Origin of the sequence: Streptomyces tuirus (assembly GCF_014701095.1) — a bacterium.
Classification (GTDB): Bacteria; Actinomycetota; Actinomycetes; order Streptomycetales; family Streptomycetaceae; genus Streptomyces; species Streptomyces tuirus.
Window position 1 is genome coordinate 6,862,118 of record NZ_AP023439.1, and the last position, 16,125, is coordinate 6,878,242.

The 16,125-nt window shown below is 72.6% G+C and carries 19 protein-coding genes and 3 pseudogenes; 7 read left to right on the forward strand and 15 right to left on the reverse strand.

Features of this window, described 5'->3' with window-relative positions; translation table 11 throughout:
* Positions 1-78: 78 nt before the first annotated feature.
* Genes IGS69_RS31105 through IGS69_RS31115 form a run of 3 tightly spaced genes read left to right on the forward strand, consistent with a single transcriptional unit; the run spans position 79 to position 3,481 of the window.
* Positions 79-786 carry a succinate dehydrogenase gene (locus IGS69_RS31105; protein WP_190903789.1) on the forward strand — a complete coding sequence of 236 codons (708 nt, stop codon included), beginning with the start codon at positions 79-81 and terminating at the stop codon, positions 784-786.
* Positions 787-788: 2 nt separating this feature from the next.
* On the forward strand, positions 789-2,738 hold the full coding sequence (locus IGS69_RS31110; protein WP_190903790.1) for a fumarate reductase/succinate dehydrogenase flavoprotein subunit: 1,950 nt from the start codon (positions 789-791) through the stop codon (positions 2,736-2,738).
* Positions 2,735-3,481 carry a succinate dehydrogenase/fumarate reductase iron-sulfur subunit gene (locus tag IGS69_RS31115; protein WP_030851268.1) on the forward strand — a complete coding sequence of 249 codons (747 nt, stop codon included), beginning with the start codon at positions 2,735-2,737 and terminating at the stop codon, positions 3,479-3,481. Before IGS69_RS31110 ends, IGS69_RS31115 begins: the two co-directional genes overlap by 4 nt.
* A gap of 178 nt (positions 3,482-3,659) precedes the next feature.
* Here IGS69_RS31115 and IGS69_RS31120 read toward each other — a convergent pair whose 3' ends face one another.
* The 8 genes from IGS69_RS31120 to gvpO are packed head-to-tail and all read right to left on the reverse strand — an operon-like array spanning position 3,660 to position 7,256.
* Positions 3,660-3,953: a gas vesicle protein K gene (locus tag IGS69_RS31120; RefSeq protein ID WP_003994569.1), complete on the reverse strand. Its 294-nt coding sequence runs from the start codon at positions 3,951-3,953 to the stop codon at positions 3,660-3,662.
* Positions 3,950-4,198 (reverse strand): gas vesicle protein, encoded by a 249-nt coding sequence (locus IGS69_RS31125; protein WP_190903791.1) that lies wholly within the window; start codon positions 4,196-4,198, stop codon positions 3,950-3,952. The genes IGS69_RS31120 and IGS69_RS31125 overlap by 4 nt, the downstream gene beginning before the upstream one ends.
* Complete coding sequence (locus IGS69_RS31130; protein ID WP_190903792.1) at positions 4,195-5,046, reverse strand: GvpL/GvpF family gas vesicle protein; 852 nt, start codon at positions 5,044-5,046, stop codon at positions 4,195-4,197. The genes IGS69_RS31125 and IGS69_RS31130 overlap by 4 nt, the downstream gene beginning before the upstream one ends.
* On the reverse strand, positions 5,043-5,381 hold the full coding sequence (locus tag IGS69_RS31135) for a gas vesicle protein (RefSeq protein ID WP_190903793.1): 339 nt from the start codon (positions 5,379-5,381) through the stop codon (positions 5,043-5,045). The genes IGS69_RS31130 and IGS69_RS31135 overlap by 4 nt, the downstream gene beginning before the upstream one ends.
* On the reverse strand, positions 5,378-5,662 hold the full coding sequence (locus tag IGS69_RS31140) for a gas vesicle protein GvpG (RefSeq protein WP_190903794.1): 285 nt from the start codon (positions 5,660-5,662) through the stop codon (positions 5,378-5,380). Before IGS69_RS31140 ends, IGS69_RS31135 begins: the two co-directional genes overlap by 4 nt.
* A 4-nt stretch (positions 5,663-5,666) precedes the next feature.
* Entirely contained in the window at positions 5,667-6,434 is a 768-nt protein-coding gene (locus IGS69_RS31145; RefSeq protein ID WP_190903795.1) for a GvpL/GvpF family gas vesicle protein, read from the reverse strand.
* Complete coding sequence (locus IGS69_RS31150) at positions 6,431-6,895, reverse strand: gas vesicle structural protein GvpA (RefSeq protein WP_190903796.1); 465 nt, start codon at positions 6,893-6,895, stop codon at positions 6,431-6,433. Before IGS69_RS31150 ends, IGS69_RS31145 begins: the two co-directional genes overlap by 4 nt.
* A gap of 37 nt (positions 6,896-6,932) precedes the next feature.
* On the reverse strand, positions 6,933-7,256 hold the full coding sequence (gene gvpO, locus IGS69_RS31155; protein WP_190903797.1) for a gas vesicle protein GvpO: 324 nt from the start codon (positions 7,254-7,256) through the stop codon (positions 6,933-6,935).
* 232 nt (positions 7,257-7,488) lie between these two features.
* Here gvpO and IGS69_RS31160 point away from each other — a divergent pair, with 232 nt between their 5' ends.
* Both IGS69_RS31160 and IGS69_RS31165 read left to right on the forward strand, forming a co-directional pair.
* Complete coding sequence (locus IGS69_RS31160; protein ID WP_190903798.1) at positions 7,489-8,256, forward strand: GNAT family N-acetyltransferase; 768 nt, start codon at positions 7,489-7,491, stop codon at positions 8,254-8,256.
* Entirely contained in the window at positions 8,256-9,071 is an 816-nt protein-coding gene (locus tag IGS69_RS31165) for a lysophospholipid acyltransferase family protein (RefSeq protein ID WP_190903799.1), read from the forward strand. Before IGS69_RS31160 ends, IGS69_RS31165 begins: the two co-directional genes overlap by 1 nt.
* A gap of 19 nt (positions 9,072-9,090) precedes the next feature.
* Here IGS69_RS31165 and IGS69_RS31170 read toward each other — a convergent pair.
* Together IGS69_RS31170 and IGS69_RS31175 are read right to left on the reverse strand one after the other, a co-directional pair.
* A pseudogene (locus tag IGS69_RS31170) lies at positions 9,091-9,339 on the reverse strand (ABC transporter); the annotation flags it as partial.
* A gap of 6 nt (positions 9,340-9,345) precedes the next feature.
* Positions 9,346-9,648, reverse strand: a pseudogene (locus IGS69_RS31175) (LLM class flavin-dependent oxidoreductase); the annotation flags it as partial.
* Between IGS69_RS31175 and IGS69_RS31180 the strand changes: the two are divergent.
* Positions 9,629-9,712: pseudogene (locus IGS69_RS31180) on the forward strand (MarR family winged helix-turn-helix transcriptional regulator); the annotation flags it as partial. The pseudogenes IGS69_RS31175 and IGS69_RS31180 sit on opposite strands and share 20 nt — an antisense overlap.
* Before the next feature lie 18 nt (positions 9,713-9,730).
* On the opposite strand, the gene IGS69_RS31185 reads toward IGS69_RS31180, so the two are convergent.
* From IGS69_RS31185 to IGS69_RS31195, 3 genes are all read right to left on the reverse strand, one after another.
* Positions 9,731-10,459, reverse strand: a complete 729-nt coding sequence (locus IGS69_RS31185; protein ID WP_190903800.1) for a maleylpyruvate isomerase family mycothiol-dependent enzyme — start codon at positions 10,457-10,459, stop codon at positions 9,731-9,733.
* 63 nt (positions 10,460-10,522) lie between these two features.
* The gene (locus IGS69_RS31190; RefSeq protein WP_190903801.1) at positions 10,523-11,401 is read right to left on the reverse strand and encodes an SDR family oxidoreductase; all 879 of its coding nucleotides are present in this window, start codon (positions 11,399-11,401) and stop codon (positions 10,523-10,525) included.
* A 102-nt stretch (positions 11,402-11,503) separates the two neighbouring features.
* A complete protein-coding gene (locus IGS69_RS31195) occupies positions 11,504-12,685 on the reverse strand; it encodes an MFS transporter (protein ID WP_190903802.1) in 1,182 nt (393 codons plus the stop codon).
* A gap of 140 nt (positions 12,686-12,825) precedes the next feature.
* Between IGS69_RS31195 and IGS69_RS31200 the strand changes: the two genes are divergently transcribed.
* Positions 12,826-14,304, forward strand: coding sequence for a glutamate--cysteine ligase family protein (locus tag IGS69_RS31200; protein ID WP_190903803.1), 1,479 nt, complete (start codon positions 12,826-12,828; stop codon positions 14,302-14,304).
* A gap of 2 nt (positions 14,305-14,306) precedes the next feature.
* On the opposite strand, the gene IGS69_RS31205 is transcribed toward IGS69_RS31200, so the two are convergent.
* On the reverse strand, positions 14,307-15,416 hold the full coding sequence (locus tag IGS69_RS31205; protein WP_190903804.1) for a Gfo/Idh/MocA family protein: 1,110 nt from the start codon (positions 15,414-15,416) through the stop codon (positions 14,307-14,309).
* Positions 15,386-16,096, reverse strand: coding sequence for a ThuA domain-containing protein (locus IGS69_RS31210; protein ID WP_190903805.1), 711 nt, complete (start codon positions 16,094-16,096; stop codon positions 15,386-15,388). The genes IGS69_RS31205 and IGS69_RS31210 overlap by 31 nt, the downstream gene beginning before the upstream one ends.
* Positions 16,097-16,125: the final 29 nt, after the last annotated feature.

Consider the following 16,125-nt stretch of genomic DNA (forward strand, 5'->3'; position numbering starts at 1 on the left):
CACCATAGCTCCAGCCTATGGATTCAAGCCGGACCATGTCTTGGACCGATCGCCCGAGGATCCGTAGCGTGCTGTTCCATGGCTCTGGCAACGCGGACGGACCGACGGCCGTCTCTCGCACGCACCGTGTGGGACTCCACCGTCGGCAAGAAGACCGTGATGGCGGTCAGTGGTCTGATCATGCTGCTGTACCTGGTCGTCCACATGATCGGAAACCTGAAGATCTTCTTCGGGGCGGGGGAGTTCAACCACTACGCGCACTGGCTGCGCGTCGTCGGCGAGCCGTTCATGCACGAGGAGTGGACGCTCTGGCTCGTCCGGATCGTGCTGGTCGTGGCCGTCGTCGCGCACGCCACCTCGGCCTACCAGCTCAGCCGCCGCGACATCAGGGCACGGCCCAGCAAGTACGTGCACAAGAAGGCACGGGCGAGCTACGCGACGCGGACCATGCGCTGGGGCGGGATCATCCTCGGCCTGTTCATCGTGTGGCACATCCTCGACCTGACGACCGGCACCGTGCACTCCGGCGGCTTCCAGGAGGGCCGCCCGTACCAGAACGTCGTGGACACCTTCTCCACCTGGTACGGCAACGCCGTCTACATCGTCGCGATGCTCGCGCTCGGCCTGCACGTCCGGCACGGCTTCTGGAGCGCGGCCCAGACCCTCGGCGTCGGCAGCCGAAGGCGCGACCGCGCCCTGAAGACCGTCGCCGACGTCCTCGCGCTGCTGCTCACGGCCGGCTTCATCGCCGTACCCGTGGGCGTCATGACCGGAGTGGTGAGCTGAAGATGACTTCGTACGCCGACTACACGACCGGCGAGCCGGTCGTCGACACCAAGGCCCCCACCGGGCCGGTCAACGAGCGGTGGGACACGCGCCGCTTCGAGGCCAAGCTGGTCAACCCCGCCAACCGGCGCAAGCACACCGTGATCGTCGTCGGCACCGGACTCGCCGGCGGCTCCGCCGGGGCCACCCTCGCCGAACAGGGCTACCACGTCGTCCAGTTCTGCTACCAGGACTCGCCCCGCCGCGCCCACTCCATCGCCGCGCAGGGCGGCATCAACGCCGCGAAGAACTACCGCAACGACGGTGACTCCGTCCACCGCCTGTTCTACGACACCGTCAAGGGCGGCGACTTCCGCGCCCGCGAGTCCAACGTCCACCGGCTCGCGCAGATCTCCGTCGAGATCATCGACCAGTGCGTGGCCCAGGGCGTGCCCTTCGCCCGGGAGTACGGCGGACTGCTCGACACCCGCTCGTTCGGCGGCGTGCAGGTCTCCCGCACGTTCTACGCCCGCGGCCAGACGGGTCAGCAGCTGCTGCTGGGCGCGTATCAGGCACTGGCGAGGCAGATCGCCGCCGGCAACATCGAGATGCACCCGCGCACCGAGATGCTCGACCTGATCGTCGTCGACGGACGGGCGCGCGGGATCGTCGCCCGTGACCTGGTCACGGGGAAGATCGACACGTACTTCGCGGACGCCGTCGTGCTCGCCTCCGGCGGCTACGGCAACGTCTTCTACCTGTCGACGAACGCCATGAACTCCAACGCCACCGCCATCTGGCGGGCGCACCGGCGCGGCGCCCACTTCGCCAACCCCTGCTTCACCCAGATCCACCCCACCTGCATCCCGCGCACCGGCGACCACCAGTCCAAGCTCACGCTGATGAGCGAGTCGCTGCGCAACGACGGGCGCATCTGGGTGCCGAAGGCGAAGGGCGACCGGCGGCCCCCGAACGAGATCCCCGAGGACGAGCGCGACTACTACCTGGAGCGCATCTACCCGTCGTTCGGCAACCTCGTCCCGCGCGACATCGCCTCCCGCGCCGCGAAGAACGTCTGCGACGAGGGCAGGGGAGTGGGCCCCGGCGGCCAGGGCGTCTACCTCGACTTCGCCGACGCCATCGCCCGCATGGGACGCAAGGCGGTCGAGGCCAAGTACGGCAACCTCTTCGACATGTACCAGCGGATCACCGACGAGGATCCGTACGAGGTGCCGATGCGGATCTACCCCGCCGTGCACTACACGATGGGCGGGCTGTGGGTCGACTACGACCTCCAGACCACCGTCCCCGGCCTGTTCGCCATCGGCGAGGCCAACTTCTCCGACCACGGCGCCAACCGGCTCGGCGCCTCCGCGCTGATGCAGGGACTGGCGGACGGCTACTTCGTCCTCCCCTCGACCATCAACGACTACCTGGCCCGCAACCCGCACCACGACGCGGTGACCGCCGAACACCCCGTCGTCCAGGAGGTGCTGGCCGAGACCCACGACCGGCTCAACCTGCTGCTGTCCGTCGACGGCGACCGCACCCCCGACTCCTTCCACCGCGAGGTCGGCGAACTCATGTGGGAGTTCTGCGGCATGGCCCGCACCGACTCCGGCCTGCGCAAGGCCCTGGAGCGCATCCCGCAGATCCGCGAGGAGTTCTGGCGGCGCATCAAGGTGCCCGGCACCGGCGAGGAGCTCAACCAGTCGCTGGAGAAGGCCAACCGCATCGTCGACTACCTGGAGCTCGCCGAGCTGATGTGCCTCGACGCGCTGCACCGCGAGGAGTCCTGCGGCGGCCACTTCCGCGAGGAGTCCCAGACGCCCGACGGCGAGGCCGCCCGCAGGGACGAGGAGTTCGGGTACGCGGCCGCCTGGGAGTTCACCGGCACCGGCGAGGCTCCCGTCCTGCACAAGGAAGACCTGGTCTTCGAGTACGTCCACCCCACCCAGCGGAGCTACGCATGAAGCTCACCCTGCGCGTCTGGCGGCAGCGCAACGCCGACGCCGACGGCACGATGTCCACGTACGAGGTGGACGGGATCTCACCCGACATGTCCTTCCTGGAGATGCTCGACACGCTCAACGAGGAGCTCATCGTCAAGGGCGAGGACCCCGTCGCCTTCGACCACGACTGCCGTGAGGGCATCTGCGGGGCGTGCTCGCTCGTCATCAACGGCGACGCGCACGGGCCCGAGCGCACCACCACCTGTCAGCTGCACATGCGGTCGTTCGAGGACGGCGACACGATCGACGTCGAGCCGTGGCGGGCATCCGCGTTCCCGGTGATCAAGGACCTGGTCGTCGACCGGTCGGCGTTCGACCGGATCATCCAGGCCGGCGGCTACATCACCGCGCCGACCGGGGCGGCACCCGAGGCGCACGCCACGCCGGTGCCGAAGCCGGACGCCGACCTCGCCTTCGAGCACGCCGAGTGCATCGGGTGCGGGGCGTGCGTGGCGGCCTGTCCCAACGGGGCGGCGATGCTGTTCACATCCGCCAAGATCAACCATCTCAATGTGCTGCCGCAGGGGGCGCCCGAGCGGGAGACGCGGGTGCTGGACATGGTGGAGCAGATGGACGAGGAGGGGTTCGGGGGGTGCACGCTCGCGGGCGAGTGCGCCACGGCCTGCCCCAAGGGGATTCCGCTCATGTCCATCACCAGCATGAACAAGGAGTGGTTGCGGGCCGCGCGGAAGGTGAAGCGGTAGCGCCGTAGGGACTTTGCGCTTGGGCGGCTGCGGATGGGCTGTGGCTGGTCGCGCAGTTCCCCGCGCCCTGGGGCGTCGCAGTTCCGCGCGTCCAGGAGCGCAATGAACGTTCGCCGGTAGGTGCGGACGGGCGGGGCCGGGGGTGGTGCTCTCCCGGTCCCGTCTCGCGTTCCGTCCGTCACACGCCGGGGTCGGCCAGCAGGGGCCCCAGCGGGCCGAGGTCCAGGTTGAGGTCGCTGCGCCGCAGCCCGTGCTGTGCGCACAGTTCGTCCATGCGCTCGTCCAGCAGCATCAGCGCGGTACCGAGCCGGTCCTCCTGCTCGGCGCTGAGCGTCCCCTCGTCGAAACGGCGGACCGCCTGGCGTTCCATGAGCTGCCGCAGGAGCTCCACCACGGTCAGCACCAGGGCCGCCAGATCGTTCGTGACGCGCTCGGGATCGAGGTCCAGCGCGTGGGTGCGCGGGGCGGTCACAGCGGCCCGCTGTCCGACCAGGGCGCCGGGACCCGGTCACTGACCGACGCCAGCAGGGCGCGCAGGGAGATCCGCACCAGCGGCACGTCGGCGATGGCCAGCACCAGGTCACCGCTGATCACGACGCCCGTCGCCAGCACCCGGTCGAGCAGGTCGACGAGCGGCACCCCGACGGGTGCGTACGGCTCCGGGGTGTCCCAGGGCACCGCCGTGCGGTCGGCACCGCCGGGCACGGGTACGGTCATGCGCCGGCCTCCTGCTGCGCGACACGCTCCGCCTCGTCCGAGCGGGCGAAGGAGTACGGGATCCAGGGCCCCGACAAGGTGACCTCCACGGCCGACCGGTGGGCGTCGCGGGCCAGTTCACCGACGGCCCGGACGAACTCGGCGCGCCTGCGGTCGTCGACCAGATACGCCGCGTTGAGCAGCTGCGGGACGCTCCTGCCGGTCAGCTGCTCGCTCTGCGGCCGGTGCCGCGTCGCCGCGACGGCGTACCGCCGCAGCTCCCGGTCGACCGCGTGGGCCCGCGCCAGCGCCCGCTCGCGCTCCTCGCGTTCGCTGCGTCGCCGCTCGCTCACCCGGCGCAGGTACGACCGCCCGTCGGCGGGCCCGTCCCCGGCGGCGCCGGACGCGTGCCCCGTTCCGGGGCCGTGCACCTTCACCGCCCACTCGGTGCGGTTGCGCAGCCGGTCCAGCAGGGTGCGCAGCGACGCGGCCCGGGCGGTGACGGCCCGCACGGCGTTGTGGTCGTCCAGGTACAGCGTCGCCATCGGCAGGGGGACGACCGGGCCCGCGCTCGCGGCCGTCTCCACGCCCCGGTGGTGGGCACGGGCGCAGCGCTCCAGTTCGTCCGGCCGGTTGAGCCGCTCCGCGAGCGCCTCCTCGCCGAAGGCCGCCGCGGGAACGTCCTGCACCAGCAGGTACAGCGGCCCCGCGGCCAGGACGCGCAGCGGACCGCCGCCGTCATGGCCCGGCGTCACCGACACCGCCTCGTTCCGCGGAGGCGTGTCCGTCACGGCGAACGCACAGGTGACGGTGGGGTGCGGCAGGTCCGGCCCGGTCGCGGGGGCCCGGTCGGCCGGCAGTGTGCTCATCGGGCCACCTCGGAGGTGTCGGCGTCCTCCAGGGCCTCGAGACGGGCGCGCAGCCGCGCGTTCTCCTCGCTGAGCGCGTCGCGCGCTGCGCGCGAGGACAGCGCCGGGTCCGTCTCCCACCAGTCGATGCCCGCCTTCTTGGCGGTCTCCACCGAGGCGATGAACAGGCGCAGACGGATGGTGAGCAGTTCGATGTCGAGCAGGTCGATCTTGATGTCGCCCGCGATGACGATGCCCTTGTCCAGGACGCGTTCGAGCAGGTCCGCGAGGCTTCCGGAGGGCGGGCCGGCCGGCTCTGTCTGGGGGCCCGCGGGCCAGGTGCCGAGGTCGGTCACGAGGCGCCCCCGCGATGTCCGGTGTACCGGACCGGACTGTCCAGTCCGGTGTACCGGACCGGACTGTCCAGGCAGGCGAGCAACCGCTCCTCCTCTTCCTCGAAGGTCGCCTCGTCGATGGCGCCCTCCTCCAGGGCCCGGTTGAGTGCCGCCAGCCGCGCCTGCACCGCACGCGGGTCCGAGGCCTGGCGTTCGGCCTCCCGGAGCAGGTGGTCGGCGACCCAGAGCGTGCCGCGCACCGGGGCGAGCGGCAGCAGCAGGAGCCCGGTCACGAGTCCCACCGGGTCACCGGCCGACCGTGGCGGACGGCGCGTCGACGAAGCTGTAGCACGGCAGCGGACCGGTCACGCCGAGTGCCAGCCGGTCCCCGACGTCGCGTGCCTGCGCGGCCACGGCCTGCCGGAAGCGCTGTTCGTCGGCGGACCGCACCAGGAACGACGTGCTGAGCACCTGCTCGTCGTCGACCGGCCCCTGCGCCGTGCGCACGGCGAGCGGGGCCAGGCGGTCGAGCACCTGCCGTGCCGCGCCCCGGGCCTCGCGCGCGACGCCCTTGGCGAGCGCCTCGCCCAGCCGCACGTTCGCCTCGTAGCCGGGGCGCTGCTGTGTCCGGCGGGCGAGCGTGCGCAGTGTGTCGTCCCTGCGCACGAGGTCGGCGAAGCAGCCGGGCACCACCGTGCCCTTCACGTTCATCTCGACGCAGCCCCGTACCCCGTCGAGCTGGGACATCAAGCGGGCCCGGTCGGTGCGCAGTTGGCCGCGCAGCGAGTCCGCGTCGGGGGTCAGGACGGCGAACCGCATCGGCAGGACGGGGCCCTGCGCGGCGAGCTCGCCGAGCACTGCCTGATGGGCCATCAGGTCCCGGCGTCGCGCCCGGACGGACTCCGGCGCGTCCGAGACGGCCGCGCACAGCCCGTCCTCGGTCAGCAGCCGCACCGCCGCGCCGTCCACCCCGGGCGCCCGCGGGGTCCGGACGCCCTCGGGGGCGATGCCGTACACGTACAGGGTGCCGAGCGTGCCGGCGGTGGTGAGGGCGGCGGTGGCCGTCACGGTCATTCCTCCTCGGCCTTGCGGCGCCGGGGCCGCGGGCGGTCTTCGTCACTGCGGCGCTTGCGCGCCGGGCGCGGGGCGCGCTCGGTACCGGAGTCGGCGTCGTCGTCACCCTCGTCGTCGTCCGGGGTGAGGACTTCGCGCACCTTTTCGGTCAGGGAACGGGCGGTGCGTTTGGCGCCCGCCTTGCCGATGGTCCTGGAGACCGGTCCGCCGAACAGCTCGGGCACGGTCTTGGAGCGGGTGTCGTGCTCCAGGTCCAGGCGGTTGCACGCCTCCGCGAAGCGCAGGTAGGTGTCGACGCTGGCGACCACGATGCGCGCGTCGATCTTGAGGATCTCGATCCCGACCAGCGAGACGCGTACGAAGACGTCGATCACCATGCCGCGGTCGAGAATCAGCTCCAGCACGTCGTAGAGGGTCCCGGCGCGGGGAGCACAGACGATCTCGTCGCTGTAGACGGTCATGCGGCGGTCCTTCCGGTGGGCGGTTGCGGCGGTCCGGTCACTGGTCCTGGGCACCGCGCCGGAACCGCGCGACCCGGCGGTACTGCACCAGCTCACCCGCCGAGTCCAGTTCCACCCGGTAGGTCGCGAGCAGGCTGGTGGTGTCGGGGATGCGGGCCAGTTCGAGCACGTCGACGTCGACGACCCAGCCGTCGTCCTCGCCGCGGCACACCGCGGACACCCCTTCGAGGGGGTGGCTGATCAGCTCCGTGAGCGCCTCGGCGGCGCGCCGGGCGGCCTCACCGGCACCGTGCACGGTGCGCCGGCGCTTGGTGGAGGGGGCCGAGCCCCCGCGTCGCCCGCCGGCTCCGGGTTCTGTCATGCAGCTCACTCTCGCCGCAGGAGCCGCTGTCCGCGTGCGCAGTTAGGCCATCCGGGCCTCGGGCGTGAAACCGGCCGGGGCACGCGGGCGCGAGCCGTTCAGCAACCCCACACCCGTTCTCTCTGCACATGACACGCGAAGGTCAGCCGGCCTCGGGAGAACAGAGGCGGAGGTTCGCACGCCACCGCTCAGCGCCCCGCTTCCCCGACCGGCCCGTGACCAGGAGAGTGCCATGACCGGCGTACTGACCGTCGACCGCCCCGCGCAGCCCACGGCCCCCACCCGCTACACCGTCGCCCTCGCCCGCGACGAGGAGGACGTGCGTGCCGCCCAGCGGCTGCGGCACGATGTCTTCGCCGGGGAGCTGGGCGCCCTGCTGGCCGGCCCGCAGCCGGGCCTCGACGTCGACTCCTTCGACGCGTACTGCGACCACCTGCTCGTCCGGGAGGAGACGACCGGCCAGGTCGTCGGCACCTACCGGCTGCTGCCGCCGGAGCGCGCGGCGGTCGCCGGGCGGCTGTACTCCGAGGGCGAGTTCGACCTGACCGCGCTCGACACGATCCGGCCGCAGCTCGTCGAGGTCGGCCGCTCCTGTGTGCACCCCGACCACCGCGACGGCGCGGTCATCGGCCTCATCTGGGCCGGCATCGCCCGCTACATGGTCGACCGGGGCCATGAATGGCTCGCCGGCTGCTGCTCCGTCCCGCTCGCCGACGGCGGCACCCTCGCGTCCGCCACCTGGGACCGGGTCAGCGACAAGCACCTCTCGCCGCAGGAGTTCCGGGTGCGGCCCCTGCTGCCGTGGACGCCGGGCCCCGCGCCCGCCGACCGTCTCGAACTGCCCGCCCTGCTGCGCGGCTACCTGCGCCTCGGTGCCTGGGTGTGCGGCGCACCGGCCCACGACCCGGACTTCGGCGTCGCCGACCTGTACGTGCTGCTGCCGATGAGCCGCGTCAACGCGCGCTACCTGCGCCACTTCCTCTCCCTCGTCCCGGCCTGATGAGCGTCTGGCTGCCCACCGCGCCCTGCACGCCCCGCGCCTGTGTCGAGGCGTCGGCGACCGTGCGGGCGCGGGCCGTGCCGCGCGCCGTGCTGCGGCTCGGCGCGGTCCTGCTGCTCCTGCTCGCGGGGATCGCGCTGACGCCCTTCGCCGCCCGGATCCCGCTCTCCCTGATCCGGCGCTGGTGCCGGTGGATCGTGCGGGCCGCCGGTGTCCGCGTCCGTATCACCGGTGCCGCCGCTCCCACCGGTGGACTGCTGCTGGTCGCCAACCACATCTCCTGGCTGGACATCCCGCTGCTCGCCGCCGTCCGCCCCGCCCGGATGCTGGCCAAGACGGAGGTACGGCACTGGCCGGTCGCCGGTGCGCTGGCCGCCCGCGGCGGCACCCTGTTCATCGACCGGGACCGGCTGCGGGCCCTCCCGGACACGGTCGCCCGGATCGCCGGTGCGCTGCGCGAGGGCGCCGCGGTCGCGGCCTTCCCCGAGGGCAGCACCTGGTGCGGCCGGGCGCAGGGCACCTTCCGCGGGGCCGTCTTCCAGGCCGCGCTGGACGCCGGGGTGCCGGTCCAGCCGGTGCGCCTCGGTTACCGGCTCAGCGGAGGCACGCCCTCCACGGTCCCCGCGTACGTCGGCGACGACACACTGCTCGCCTCCCTGTGGCGGGTGGCGACGACCCGCGGTCTGATCGCGGAGGTCGAGGTCCGCGACCCCATCGCACCGGGCGGCGGCCCCGACCGCCGCGCCCTCGCCCGCGCGGCACAGCAGCAGGAGACGGCCGCGCCCGCCTGGACGCACACGGTGCTCGTCGCGTAGGGACCTCAGCGGGAGCCGGTCAGGGTGCGCGCCGGATATACGGCGCCGTCCGGCTCTCCGCCGAACGCGCGACGTCCGCCGGTGGCCCCGCCGCCACGATGCGCCCGCCCGCGTCGCCGCCGCCCGGGCCGAGGCCGATCACCCAGCCCGCGCGGGCGACGACCGACATGCCGTGCTCGACGACGACCACGGTGTGCCCGGCGTCGACGAGGCCGTGCAACTGGCGCAACAGGACGTCCACACCGGCCGGATGGAGACCGGTCGTGGGGCGACTCTAACCGGAGGTGATCGCGGCCAGTCGGCGGTAGGAGTCCAGCAGGGCCTCGCGGTCGTAGGTGCTGGTCGTGACGAGGACCTCCTGCGCGCCCGTCTCCTTCAGCAGCGTCTCCAGCTCCTGCGCGACCTGCTCCTCGGTGCCGGCGATGTGGCCGGTCAGACCGGACTCGAAGAAGCCGCGCTCCTTGCCGGTCATCGTGAGTGCCTCCACGCGCTCGGCGGGCGGCAGCGGCGGGAAGGTGCCGTGGGTGCGGGAGTGCGCCATGGACCAGGCCTCGGGGATGAGGGCGAAGGGGCGCGCGCTGCACGGCGAGGTGCTTCCCGTGCAGCGCGCGGTACTGGCGAGGATGCTCACCGGCGACTGAGCGTCCGCCGGTGGCCGCTCAGATGGCCGACGCCTCCCGCCACAGCGTGGCGAGTGCCTGGTCGCCCGTGGCGCTCGGCAGGGGCGCCCGGTTCCACAGCGCCAGGTACAACTGCCCGGCCGGGGCTGACAGTTCGCACTCCGCCTCCCCGGACTCGTCCCGTGTGGTCACGGGCGGCTCCTGCGACAGGCGCAGCGTCCACACCGCGCCGGTGTCCTCGGTGCGGATCCGCAGGACACGCGGCTCGGAGGTGCGTACACGGCTCCTGGAACGGGCGTGGAAGCCGCGCAGCAGTTCGTCGATGCCGTCGGTCGCGAACTCGGGGGTGACGTCCGTCGGGGCCCCGCCGCGGGCGGACTCCGCGTCGACCCGGTGCACGGCCGTCTCGTGCGCCTGCCGCCGGGCCCAGAAGGCCAGCGGGGACGGCGCGGGCAGGAAGGCGAAGCACTCCACGTCGTGCGAGGCGCCGGCCAGTGTGCCGAGGAGCCGGCGGTGGCTGTCGCGGTACCAGGCGATGAGCTCCGCGCCGTCGAGGCCGGCGGGTTCGGCCGGCGGACGGCGTTCGGTGAGCTGCTCGGCGACGTAGGCGGCGGCCCAGCGGTGCACGGCGCCCGTGTGCCGCAGCAGATCGCGCACCTGCCACCCGGGGCAGGTCGGCACCTTCGCCTCCGTGCCGGCCTCCTCGGCGGCCGCTGCCAGCAGCCGGCCCTCCGTCTCCAGTGCGTCAAGGAACTCGGCGGTCTCCATGGCGCCGAGTCTGCCGCATGAAGCGCTCTCGAAGCCCGGGGATTTCCGGCGGCCGCCCGGGGGCTACGGCAGCGGCGTCCCGCCCGTCGCGTTGAGGATCTCGGCGGTGATGTACGACGCCTCCTGTGAGGCCAGGAAGACGTACGCCGGAGCCATCTCGGCGGGCTGGGCGGGCCGTCCGATGGGAGCCTGCTTGCCGAACGTCCGCGTGTCCGGCAGGGTCGCCGGGATCAGCGGCGTCCACACCGGGCCCGGCGCCACCGCGTTGACGCGGATGCCCCTCTCGATCAGCATCTGCGCCAGCCCCTGGGTGAAGGTGACGATCGCACCCTTCGTCGTCGCGTAGTCCAGCAGATGGGGACTGGGCTTGTACGCCTGCACCGACGTGGTGTTGATGATGCTGCCGCCCTCCGGGATGTGCGGCAGGGCCAGCTTGCACAGCCAGAACATCCCGTACAGGTTCGTGCGCATCACCCGGTCGAACTGCTCGGTGGTGATCGCCTCGATGCCGTCGGGCTGCGACATCTGGTACGCCGCGTTGTTCACGAGGATGTCGATCCGGCCGAACTCCGCCGCGGCGCGGTCGATCAGCGCCCGGCAGTTCTCCTCCTCCCGTACGTCGCACGAGACGGGCACGGCACGCCGGCCGGCCTCCTCGACGAGCCGGGCCGTCTCGGCGGCGTCGTCCTTCTCGTCATCCAGATGGGTGAACAGCACGTCGGCTCCCTCGCGGGCATACGCCAGGGCGACCGCGCGGCCGATCCCGGAGTCCCCGCCGGTGATCAGGGCCTTGCGGTTGGCCAGCCGGCCACTGCCCCGGTAGGACTCCTCGCCGTGGTCCGGGGGCGGGTCCATCGGGCCCGTCCAGCCCGGGTGCGGCTGGTCCTGGGAGGGAAACTCCGGGGTCGGGTGCTGCTCTCGGGGATGCTGCTGTTCGGTCACGGGTCTGCCTCCTCGTCCGCGGCGGTACGTCCCGGTGATCGCACCGGGCGTGGCCACGGGTACCCAGGATCACCGGCATCCCCCCTGGTGGCGCCCCTTCTCTCAGTCCCCGGCCGTTCGCCGCGCGGACGCTCCGACCAGGGCTCCGACGGCCGCCGCCACCGCCGCCAGGACCGCCACGCTGGTCAGTGCCGCCGGCAGGGAGAACCAGTCCGCCATGAAGCCGATCGCGGGCGGGCCGAGGAGCATGCCCCCGTAACCCAGCGTGGAGGCCGTCGCCACGCCGTCGGGGCCGGCGAGGGCCCCCGCCCGCTCGACGGCCACGGGGAAGAGGTTCGCGAGGCCGATCCCCGTGATCGCGTAGCCCAGCAGGGCCGCCCAGAGCGAGGGGGCGAGGGCGCCGAGCAGCATGCCGGCCGCCGCGGTGGTGCCGCCGGCGACGACGGTCCGGGTCCGCCCCAGGCGCTCCAGGAGCGTCGTGCCGGTCAGCCGCCCCACCGTCATGGCGAGCGCGAAGCAGGAGTAGCCCACGGCCGCGGCACCCGCCGAGGCGTGCAGGTCCTGCTCGAGGTGCAGGGCACCCCAGTCGGCCAGCGCCCCCTCGCCGTACGCGGTGCACCCCGCGATGAGGCCGAAGACGATCACCAGCGCACGGGTGCGGCCGTCCAGGAGGCGCGGGGCCCCCTCGGCGGGAACGCCCCGCTCCGGGGGCGCCGGCGGCTCGTGCCGCAGGAGGGTGGGGCCCGCCGCCGCGGTGACGAGCAGGCCGACGAGCGTGAGCAGCAGCAGGTGCCGCGTGGGGGAGAGGACCCCCGCGACCAGCGCGCCCAGCCCCGCTCCGACCATGCCGCCCAGGCTGAAAGCCGCGTGGAAGCTCGGCATGACCGGCCGCCGCAGCGCCGCCACGAGTTCCACGGCCGCGCTGTTGAAGGCGACATTGATCCCGCCGTACGCGGCCCCGAAGAGCATCAGGACGAGGCCCAGCGCGAGCGCCGAGTGGGTCAGCGGGGGCAGGGCGACGGAGAGGGAGAGCAGCACCGCGCAGACGACCGTGACCCGGTGGTTGCCGTAGCGGCGGCACAGGCGACCGGTGAGGGTCATGGTGATGACGGCCCCGGCGGAGACGCCCAGCAGGGCGAGGCCGAGGGTACTGGCGGAGGCGCCGGTCTGCGCCTTGATGGCGGGGATGCGCACGACCCATCCGGCGAAGACGAAGCCGTCGAGGGCGAAGAAGACGGTCAGGGCGATGCGGAGTCGGGTCAGGGAGCTGTTGTCACCCGGCACGTCGTTGTGCGTTCGGGTTTTGTTTATTTGCGGCACAAACTCAGGCTAGGTGGGTGCGGGGGCGAGGACAAGGTGCGACTCTGGGACGAGACCCATCGCTGAGGAGCGGACACAGCCGCCGCAGGAGCGCAGGAGGGCACATGGGACGTGACGTGCCGGCCCTGGTGTTCACCCGGGAGGACCGCCGTCGGTACCGGGAGAAGATGCACACCGACCTCGAGGTGCTCGCCCGGATGCTCCACGAGTCCGGCTTCGAGAGCGAGCGTCCCCAGGTAGGCCTCGAGATCGAGCTCAACCTGGTGGACGACGCCGGGCTGCCCGTGATGCGCAACACCGACGTGCTCCAGGCGATCGCCGACCCCGCCTGGTCCAGCGAGCTCGGCCGCTTCAACCTGGAGATCAACATCCCGCCGCGGCAGCTCACGGCAGGCGGCCCCGGCGCCTGGGAGCAGGCGATCCGCGACGCCCTCAACCACGCCGAGGACCGCGCGGCCGCGGTGGGCGCGCACCTGATCATGGTCGGCATCCTGCCGACCCTGGGCGAGTCCGACGTCAGCGGGTCCGCCCTCTCCGGCGACCCGCGCTACCGGCTGCTCAACGAGCAGATCTTCGCCGCCCGGGGCGAGGACCTGCGGATCAAGGTCGACGGTGTGGAACGTCTGTCGACGTACGCCGACACCATCACGCCCGAGGCCGCCTGCACCAGCACCCAGTTCCATCTCCAGGTCGATCCGAGGGCGTTCCCGCACTACTGGAACGCCGCCCAGGCCATCGCGGGCGTGCAGATCGCCCTCGCGGCGAACTCGCCCTTCCTGTTCGGCAAGGAGCTGTGGCGCGAGACCCGCATCCCCCTCTTCGAACAGGCCACCGACACCCGGCCCGAGGAGATCAAGGCCCAGGGCGTACGGCCCCGGGTGTGGTTCGGGGAGCGCTGGATCACCAGCGTCTTCGACCTCTTCGAGGAGAACGTGCGCTACTTCCCGGCCCTGCTGCCGCTGTGCGAGGACGAGGATCCGCAGAAGGAGCTGGACAGCGGCGGCGTTCCCCAGCTCGGCGAGCTGACCCTGCACAACGGCACGATCTACCGCTGGAACCGCCCCATCTACGCGGTCACCGACAGCGGCCCGCATCTGCGCATCGAGAACCGCGTGCTGCCCGCCGGCCCCACCGTGGCCGACATCATCGCCAACGGCGCCTTCTACTACGGGCTGACCCGCGCCCTGGTTGACGAGGACCGGCCGGTGTGGACGCGGATGTCCTTCTCGGTCGCCGAGGAGAACCTGCACACCGCGGCCCGCGACGGCATCGACGCCCGTCTGTACTGGCCCGGCGTGGGCGAAGTGCCGGTCACGGAACTGGTGTTGCGGCGGCTGCTGCCCCTGGCCCACCGGGGCCTGGAGCTGACCGGCATGGACGCCGCGTGGCGCGAACCGCTGCTGGGCATCATCGAGCAGCGCTGCGTCACCGCCCGCAACGGCGCCCTGTGGCAGGCGGAGATGGTGCACCACCTGGAGAAGGCCGGCATCTCCGACCGCTTCGAGGCACTGCGGCAGATGACCAGGACGTACATGGACTACATGCATATGAACGCGCCCGCGCACACCTGGCCCGTGGACTGACCTCAGTCGGGCAGGCCGTGCCACTGCGCGGCAGCCGTCAGGGGGACGAGCGGGGGCAGCTCGGCCGAGGTCGTCAGCTCGACCCGGCGCCCCTCGGCCGCCGAACGCAGCAGGGCGGTCATCGCCTCCAGCACGTGCAGGGCCAGTTCACCGCTCGCGCGCGGTGGCCGCCGCTCGTCGGCGGTCAGGAAGTCGAGCAGGCCGACGCCGCGTGCGCCGTCCGCGTAACCCGCCGACGTGGCCAGGGCGCGCCAGCGGGTGTCGCCGAGCGCGTGCAGGCGTACCTGCCCGTCGAAGCGGTTGGGGTCGGGCACGGACAGGGTGCCGCCGGCGCCGTGCACCTCGATGGGCGTGGCCGTGGTGGCCACGCCGTCGAAGCTCGTCGTGAGCGTCGTCAGCGTCCCGTTCACATGCTCCAGCACTCCGGAGACATGGCTGTCCACCTCCACCGGTATGCGCTCGCCGGCGCGCGGGCCGGATCCGATCACGCGCTCGGCGCGCAGCCGCCCGGCCGCCCCGGTCACGGCACGCACCGGCCCCAGCAGATGGACCAGGGACGAGAGGTAGTACGGCCCCATGTCCAGCAGCGGGCCGCCGCCGGCCGTGTAGTAGAAGTCGGGGTGGGGATGCCAGCGTTCGTGGCCCGGGGTGACCATCACGGCCGAGGCGAACTGGGGTCGTCCGATACTCCCGGCCTCCACGGCCGCCCGCGCGGTCTGAACTCCCGTGCCCAGCACGGTGTCCGGGGCGCAGCCGACACCGGTGCCCGCCTTCGCGGCGGCCTCCAGCACGGCCCGGGCGTCCTCCAGGCCCGCGGCCAGGGGCTTCTCGCCGTACACGTGCTTGCCGTGCCGGATCGCCCCGAGGGCTATCTCCGCGTGGGCGGCCGGAGTGGTCAGGTTCAGGACCGTGTCCACCTCCGGGCTGCTCAGCAGCTCCTCGACCCTCAGGGCCCGGGCGCCGGGCAGTCCGGCGGCGGCCGCGGCCGACCGGGAGGCGTCGAGGTCGGCGACCGCGGTGACGCGTACGCCGGGGTGGCCGACGAGCGTGTCCAGGTACGCGCGGGAGATGACGCCGAGCCCTACGACCCCGACGCGGTGCGCGTCACCCACAGCATGCCCCTCTCGATGATCGTGCGGACCTGGGGGTTCTCCAGCACGTCGACGCTGTGCCCCGGCGTCGTCACCACGATCTGCCCGGCGCCCCACCGGCGGGTCCAGACCGCCGGTGAGGTGACCGGCCGGTGCCAGGGCTGCCACGGCCGGACGGGATGCGTGGTGGTGGCCAGGACGTCGATCAGGTCGTCGTGGAGCACCCAGTACTGCTCGGTGTCCAGTGCGAAGTCCTCGATGCCGGCCGTGATCGGGTGCGCGCGGCCGGCATCGGTGATGTGGAGGGTGTGGGGCAGGAAGTTGTCGTCCGCCGCACCCCGGCGCTCACACGGTTCCTTGCCGGGGTGTGTGGCGAACTGGCCGCCGACCAGGTGGAGATAGTCCGAGGAGGCACGGAACGAGTCGGCGATGCCGCCGTGCCAGCCGGTGAAGCCGGTACCGGCCACGACCGCGGAGCTCAGCCCCGCCACCTGGTCGCGTGTGATCTCCGACATCGTCACGCACTGCACGACCAGGTCCGTGCCGGCCATCTCGGCGGCATCCGCGTAGATCTCGGTCGACTCCTCGATCCGGACGGCGTATCCGTTGCTCCGGAGGAAGGGCAGGAACAGTTCCGTGGCCTCGACCGGCTGATGCCCTTCCCAGCCGCCTCGCACCACCAGGGCTCTCTTCTGCGTCATCGTGATCTCACTATGCGCCGGTCGCCGCG